Annotated in this window: 1 protein-coding gene; it reads left to right on the top strand. The window is 63.0% G+C overall.

Annotation, left to right across the window (positions count from 1 at the left end; all coding sequences use genetic code 11):
* Positions 1 to 382: 382 nt before the first annotated feature.
* Positions 383 to 1360 carry a signal peptidase I gene (gene lepB, locus ACI38B_RS02450; protein WP_439729381.1) on the top strand — a complete coding sequence of 326 codons (978 nt, stop codon included), beginning with the start codon at positions 383 to 385 and terminating at the stop codon, positions 1358 to 1360.
* The last annotated feature ends 68 nt before the right edge of the window (positions 1361 to 1428 follow it).

The following is a 1428-nucleotide window of genomic DNA, read 5'->3' as shown; positions in this document are numbered from 1 at the left end:
GCAAATCGGAACAGCCGTGGGATAGGACTTCGTTTCGACCGTCCGATAAGTCCTCGCTTGCGGATTCGATCGGCGGGTACGAGCAGACGTGCTGGTAACGTATGCGACAGCACCGGTCAAGCTGGGATGGCGGTAGCATGGTCAAGCCAATACGGTGAGCGGCCGACAGTACTGCCTGACGGTAGCGCCGGCAGCGAGCGGACGACGGCACACACGGCCGAAAGACGCTCCGGCAGGACGTTACGGCGGCGCGATCCGGCGGGATGTCCCGGCACCGCACCCGGCGCAATCCGGCGGCGCCCCGACAGAACGCCCCCGGCATCGCCCCTGGCACGGTGCCTGACAAGGCTTCGCCGACAGCAGGTCGGCAGATGGGAGAATCATGACGCAGCAGATGTTCCGGTCGTCAAGCGACCAGCACAGTGACGCGGATTCCCACATCCTTTCGGTCGCCGAACGCGGCATCGATCCCGCCCCTGTGCCAGCTGACGTCTCCACCTCCATTCCTGCCCCCGTTTCCGCATACGCCCCTGCCACCGCAACGACGCAAGCAACCGCAACGACATCAGTCCTGGCATCGCCACAACCTCCGGCTTCCTTCCCGGCTTTCTTCCAAGACTTCTCCCCGGCGAATACCCCAGATGATTCGTCATCTCGACACGCCCGGCACGCAGCACGCGCAGCCCATGCGGCCCACGCATCCGGCTCGCCGTCGTCCCGCGGCGGCGCCCCACGACGTTCGGCAAGCGCATCGTCAACCTCCGACAGCGCACGCGAATGGCTGCTGTGGTGCGGCATCCCGGTGCTGATTGTGCTGCTCATGCGCGTGTTCCTGTTCGGCTTCTATGTGATTCCCTCAGGTTCCATGCTGGACACCATCGAAATCAACGACCGGGTTATCACTACGAAACTTGCGCCCGACCTCATCAAATTGCAGCGCGGTGACATCGTGGTGTTCAAGGATCCCGCCAACTGGTTGCAATCCGAGTCGTCGATGGGCAGCGATGATCTGATCAAACGGCTTATCGGCCTGCCGGGCGACACCGTGGCATGCGCCGGCGCCGGCCAGCCGGTGACCATCAACGGCGTGGCCATCGATGAAAGCGCGTATCTCAAACCCGGCGTGCAACCCAGCGATTTTGCCTTCAATGTCACTGTGACCGAGGGACATATTTTCGTGCTCGGCGACAATCGCGCCAATTCCGCGGATTCCCGCTATCACCAGAATGACGGGTCGAACGGTTTGGTCCCGATTAGTGATGTGCTCGGCGTGGCGATTGTGCGCAACTGGCCGCTCAACCGCATCGGCAGACTTGATTCCCATCACGAGGTGTTCGCGAATGTCCCCAACCCAGCATGACGAGCCCGGCGACCTGCAAAACCCCGCCCATCCCGCTCATACCGTCCATCCCGCGCCCACCGCAACGG

Origin of the sequence: Bifidobacterium sp. (genome assembly GCF_051876855.1) — a bacterium.
Classification (GTDB): domain Bacteria; phylum Actinomycetota; class Actinomycetes; order Actinomycetales; family Bifidobacteriaceae; genus Bifidobacterium.
Note: the sequence above shows the minus strand (reverse complement) of the source record. Positions and strands in the feature narration are given on the sequence as shown.